Annotated in this window: 5 protein-coding genes; 2 read left to right on the top strand and 3 right to left on the bottom strand. The window is 38.3% G+C overall.

The annotated features are described in order from the left end of the window. Nucleotides 1-181: 181 nt before the first annotated feature. A complete protein-coding gene (locus GQR46_RS15490; RefSeq protein WP_007582344.1) occupies nucleotides 182-775 on the top strand; it encodes a thymidine kinase in 594 nt (197 codons plus the stop codon). On the opposite strand, the gene ltaE is transcribed toward GQR46_RS15490, so the two are convergent. Together ltaE and rlmF are read right to left on the bottom strand one after the other, a co-directional pair. Beyond that, complete coding sequence (gene ltaE, locus GQR46_RS15485) at nucleotides 749-1,753, bottom strand: low-specificity L-threonine aldolase (protein WP_165741401.1); 1,005 nt, start codon at nucleotides 1,751-1,753, stop codon at nucleotides 749-751. The two genes, GQR46_RS15490 and ltaE, sit on opposite strands and share 27 nt — an antisense overlap. Before the next feature lie 40 nt (nucleotides 1,754-1,793). Further along, nucleotides 1,794-2,726 (bottom strand): 23S rRNA (adenine(1618)-N(6))-methyltransferase RlmF, encoded by a 933-nt coding sequence (gene rlmF / locus GQR46_RS15480; RefSeq protein WP_165741400.1) that lies wholly within the window; start codon nucleotides 2,724-2,726, stop codon nucleotides 1,794-1,796. 128 nt (nucleotides 2,727-2,854) lie between these two features. On the opposite strand from rlmF, the gene GQR46_RS15475 reads away from it, so the two are divergent. Continuing rightward, nucleotides 2,855-3,757 (top strand): alpha/beta fold hydrolase, encoded by a 903-nt coding sequence (locus GQR46_RS15475; protein WP_165741399.1) that lies wholly within the window; start codon nucleotides 2,855-2,857, stop codon nucleotides 3,755-3,757. A 165-nt stretch (nucleotides 3,758-3,922) separates the two neighbouring features. Here the strand turns inward: GQR46_RS15475 and GQR46_RS15470 are convergent, their stop codons facing one another. After that, on the bottom strand, nucleotides 3,923-5,356 hold the full coding sequence (locus GQR46_RS15470) for a sulfotransferase (RefSeq protein WP_165741398.1): 1,434 nt from the start codon (nucleotides 5,354-5,356) through the stop codon (nucleotides 3,923-3,925). Nucleotides 5,357-5,383: the final 27 nt, after the last annotated feature.

The raw sequence follows: 5,383 nt of genomic DNA, 5'->3' as shown, positions 1-5,383 counted from the left end.
GTTTTTACTTAGCCCGCTAGGTTACAAACCTCACGCCGCGATTAAATAGCCCCTAGGTTGAACAAATTTTAATCCTGAAAGGTCAACAGGCCCTAATAACCTCGTTAAATTCGCGTTTGCAAATTGGTATTAATTTAATATTAAGGTAGCATAAGCGCACTTTTTATAAAATGGCACCGCAATGGCTCAATTATACTTTTACTACTCTGCAATGAACGCAGGTAAATCAACCACGTTATTACAATCAGCATTCAATTATAAAGAACGTGGAATGGAACCTGTTATTCTTACTGCAGCCATTGATGACAGACAAGGCGTGGGTAAAGTCTCGTCTCGTATTGGCTTACAAGCTGATGCGCATGTATTTGATGCCAGTAAAGATGTATTTGATCTGATTCAATCACTTAATAACGACAAAAAGCGCCATTGTGTGTTGGTTGATGAATGCCAATTTTTATCAAAAGAACAAGTAATGCAATTAACCGACGTGGTTGATGAATTAGGCATACCGGTACTGTGTTATGGCTTGCGTAACGACTTTAGGGGCGAGTTATTTATAGGGTCGCAATACTTGCTTGCATGGGCTGATAAGTTAGTTGAGCTTAAAACTGTATGTCACTGCGGGCGTAAAGCTAACCACGTACTGCGTACCGATGAAAATGGTGAAGCAATAGCCGATGGTAACCAAGTAGAAATTGGCGGCAATGACCGATATGTTTCGGTATGCCGCAAACATTATAAAGCCGCGTTAAATATGGGCCGACAAAGCATTTAAAAATGTATCAATATCTTCGCGCGTAATATCTAAATGCGTTACTAGCCTAAGCTGCTTGCTTGGGCTAAATAATATACCTTGTTGTTTAAGCGCCTCAGCAATCTCTTCAATGTTTATACTGCTAGTGTATGTTGCGTAAACCATATTAGTGGTGTTACTCATATCGACAGTAAAGCCACTGATTTCACTTAATTTTTGCGCTAAATAGCGTGCATTTTCATGATCGTCTTTTAAGCGCTCAACATTGTGCTCAAGTGCGTACTGCCCAGCGGCTGCAAGCATTCCGGCTTGACGCATACCGCCACCAAGTACTTTTCTCCATCGTCTTGCTTTATTAATCAGTGCTGGTGAGCCTAATAATAAAGAGCCTACGGGCGCCCCCAAACCTTTAGATAAACAAATAGAAACTGAATCAAAATGTTTTGTAATTTCAGTGATATCAACATTTAGCTCAACAGCGGCATTAAAAGCACGTGCGCCGTCTAAGTGCAGCGCTAAATTATGTGTATTAACAAATTCGCGTGCTTGAGCTACGTATTCAAGCGGGAGCACTTTTCCGCCAATGGTGTTTTCGAGGCTAAGTAATCGAGTTTTAGCAAAATGGCAATCGTCTGGTTTTATAGCCGCCGCTATTTTACTAAAAGGGATGCTGCCATCAGCTTCGTTTTCGATAGGTTGAGGTTGAACAGATCCTAAAATGGCTGCACCGCCACCCTCAAACTTATAATTGTGAGCATTTTGGCCACAAATGTATTCGTCACCTCGCTCACAATGCGCCATTATTGCAAGTAAGTTGGCTTGTGTACCTGAGCTACAATAAAGTGCGGCTTTAAAGTTAAAACGCTTACACGCATAGGCTTCTAGTTGGTTAATGCTTTCATCATCACCGTATACATCGTCACCAACCGGTGCGCTGTACATAATATCGCGCATTGTGTTTGTTGGTTTTGTAACTGTATCAGAGCGAAAATCTATCATGATTGCCTTATCCTTTTTATTGTTTTTAATAAAATTGGTATTAATCAAGCTCGCTACAAATTTGCTCACGAGTGTCTTTATCAAAGTAAGTCCATGCAATAAAGCGGCTGATTTTTTGACCTTGTGCCATATCAACTATTTTATATTGTGCTATTGGGTGGGCTTTTAATACTTCTTCAAGAGCTGCAATATTATCTTTTTTGGATACTAACGACGTAAACCACAGTACTTGCTCTGCAAAGTCTTCGCTCTCTTTAATCATGTTAGAGATAAACTGTACTTCACCGCCTTCACACCATAATTCATTATTATGACCACCAAAATTAAGTGCGCTACTGGGTGTTTTTCCTAGGTTTTTCCACTTACGTTCACTGCCTTTACTTGCCTCTTCTTCGCTTGCATGAAACGGAGGGTTACAGAGCGTTAAATGATATAGATCTTTTTGATTTACAACGCCTTTAAAAATATGTGATGCGTTTTTTTGTTGTTTTAGGGTTATTTTTAAACTATTAAACTGAGCAATTTGCTTTGCTATTTTTACCGAAGCTGCATCAATATCAGTCCCTGTAAAATGCCACTTATATTCACTTGTACCAGTAAGCGGATAAACTAAGTTAGCGCCAGTGCCAATATCAAGCACTTTAATTTGCTTACCTAAAGGTATTTGTTGTTGATTATCATCACTTAATAAGTCAGCTAAGTAATGAATGTAGTCAACACGCCCAGGTATAGGTGGACATAAATTGTGCTCAGGAATATCCCAAAAATCAATATTATAATGTGCTTTTAAAAGAGCTTGATTGAGTGTTTTAACGGCTTTGTTATCACTAAAATCAATACTTTTAGTACCTGCAGGTGTGGTTATAACAAAAGGCAGTAGAGCAGGGTGCTCTGTTGTTAATAAATCGAAGTCGTACCCATTTTTATGTAGGTTACGAGGGTGTAATTTTGAACGTGCTTTATTTTCTTTCATGGCTTCATTTTAACAACAGATATGATGTGGTGATTGTAACAAATGCTGATGAGTAAAGTGCAGACATTTCCTTTGGTATATTTAATATTGCTGGTAGGATGAGTTGAAAATAATAAAAAGGAATAACTGTGGCGATTTCTCAGCAATCAATAATTATCAATTTAGACGCTCACCAAACACTTCATTTACGTCGAATCAGCGATGATAATCAGCAAGGGCCTGTCGTATTTTTTATGCATGGAGCTGTAGAAAACGGTAAAATTTTTTACACCCATTCTAATAAAGGGCTTGCCCCTTTTTTGGCTGAGCATGGGTACCGATGCTATGTGGCTGATTTACGTGGACGAGGTGATAGTAAGCCAATTATTTCGAGCGAGTCCGAATATGGACAAACTGAGTCTATCCTAGAAGACATCCCTACCTTTATTAAGCAAATAGAGTTGATTGAAGGCAAGAAGCCTGACTACTGGGTCGCTCACTCTTGGGGCGGGGTATTGATGAACAGCGCGTTTGCACGTTTTCCAGAGTATATTAATGATGTAAAAGCGTGTGTGTATTTTGGCTCTAAGCGTTCTTTATTTAATAACCATCCTCAAAAATTATTACAAGCCAATTTAATTTGGTATTTTATGGCACCTTTACTTGCTAAAAAACACGGCTATTTAAATGCTAAAGGTTATAAGTGGGGAAGCGATAACGAAACTCAAAAGTCGCATTATCAAAGTATGCAATGGGCTAAAAAGAAGCCATGGATAGATTCTGATGATAATTTTGATTATGCAAAAGCTCTAAACAACCTGCATTTACCGCCAACGCTTCATATTGCTGCGGTAAAAGATAAAGCATTAGCGCAACCAATCGATATTCAAAAGTTTATGGACGAATCAGGGCCTGGCATTCAACAAATGCGAATTTACGGTCGTAAACACGGGCATAATTTTGATTACGATCATATTAATATGCTTACCCACCCAAGTGCGCGTGATGATCAATTTAAAGATTTACTTAATTGGTTTAAAGCACATCTGTAGGATCTGTTGACCTTTCAGGGTTGAACCCAAAAGGCAGCGCATGTTTGGTCTTTATGCTACGTTATCGCCTATTTATGGGGAACAACCACACTACATAGGCTCTGCCTTGCCTAAATACCAAACAGCCTACTGCAAATTTAACCTCGAAAGATAAACAGGCCCTAATTAATTCTCATCAAGTAACTTTAAATGCGGTGTTTTGTAACGCTCCCACTTAGCGATTGCGGCGTTATTAATAGGTTGGCGAATAGCATGTTTACTCAACGTGGTTACCGGTGTTTTTTGTTTATAAAACGCTAAGCAACGCTGTTCAAAATGACAGTTTAAAAAACCAAGTAACTGCGTTAGCTGCTCTTTTGGGTTGCTCACTAAATCTTCGTAACTGACATCATAAATTGGCATACTTTTAAAGGAGTACCAATGGCTCATCAGTTTTTCATACACACTATGGTAAAGCTTAAACTCAGGTAGTGAGCAAAAATAAGGCTCGTTTTCGGCAAAGTAATTAGTGAAAATAGAAAACGCAGTAGCATTAAAGTTGCGACTTAAGTTTATAAATTTGGCATTTGGAAATAGGATATATATTAGTCCGAGCGACTGATAATTACTCGGCAGTTTATTTATTATAAAAGGTCTGATGGGCGATGCTGTTTTTAATGTTGCGATATAAAGCTCGCGGGCTTTTTTGATTAAGTCAGGCGTTAAATGCGCTAAACATTGCGGGTAAGCAACTCCCGTTTTTTGCTCGATAAAAGCAACCGCGTTATTACTAATACTCGTACTTTCTCCTAGGCTCGAAAACTGACTATGGCTTGCCAACATTTGCTCCAGGAGGGTAGAGCCACTACGAGGCATACCAATAATAAATACAGGTGTAATATTACCTGTAAATTTTTTATCGGCAGAGGCAATAAATTCCTCGGTGTTGTATTTTATTATTTCATCGTAAAAAGGGATTAAATCTTTAGTGTTAAATTCACTTAATTTTCTTTGTAATTTATTTGCCAATATAAAATAATTAAATGCTTGCTCGGTATCTTCAAGTGCATCGTAACTGTTTGCTAATGCGTAGTAACACACCATTTTTAAACGTAAATTGCTCGTTTGAGTTAGTAAGTGGTGCAAATTACTTACATAATTATGCTCTTTATTAAAGCGACCTAACTGCACAAGTTCGAATAAAATATAAGCTGTTACAGGGTATACCCCAATACTGAGTGCATGAGCAAAGGTTGTATGGGCTTTATCTAACTCGCCATGTGTTAAATAGTGCTGTGCTAAGTAATAATGAGGCTCTGGGTTATGACTTGCTAATTTTTTTGCGTATTCGAGCACCGTTAACGCATCGTTTGGCGAATTAACACCGTTAAATGCATCAGCAAGGGCATGTAATGGTTCAAGCATATGAGGCATGCGCTCACACGCTTTTTGGAGTAAGTACACGGCAGCGTCATAACGCTCTAATCGTAGGGCAATTCTGCCTAAGCCAAATAAAGCTTCACCATTTTCGGGATTACTATTTAATAGCGTTTTAAAATGAAACTCAGCTTCTTTGAGTTTATTTTGTTGAAATAATTGGTTGGCTTTATTAAGTAACATAGTTAGACATTATTATTATTTTTATTA

The sequence above is a fragment of the Pseudoalteromonas sp. Z1A6 genome (assembly GCF_011378745.1).
Lineage (GTDB): Bacteria > Pseudomonadota > Gammaproteobacteria > Enterobacterales > Alteromonadaceae > Pseudoalteromonas > Pseudoalteromonas arctica.
This window is presented reverse-complemented; position numbering and strand designations above follow the sequence as displayed.

Coding starts and splice junctions, on each gene's coding strand:
- GQR46_RS15490 (WP_007582344.1), top strand. CDS start 182: ATGGCTCAATTATACTTTTACTACTCTGCAATGAACGCAGGTAAATCA.
- ltaE (WP_165741401.1), bottom strand. CDS start 1,753: ATGATAGATTTTCGCTCTGATACAGTTACAAAACCAACAAACACAATG.
- rlmF (WP_165741400.1), bottom strand. CDS start 2,726: ATGAAAGAAAATAAAGCACGTTCAAAATTACACCCTCGTAACCTACAT.
- GQR46_RS15470 (WP_165741398.1), bottom strand. CDS start 5,356: ATGTTACTTAATAAAGCCAACCAATTATTTCAACAAAATAAACTCAAA.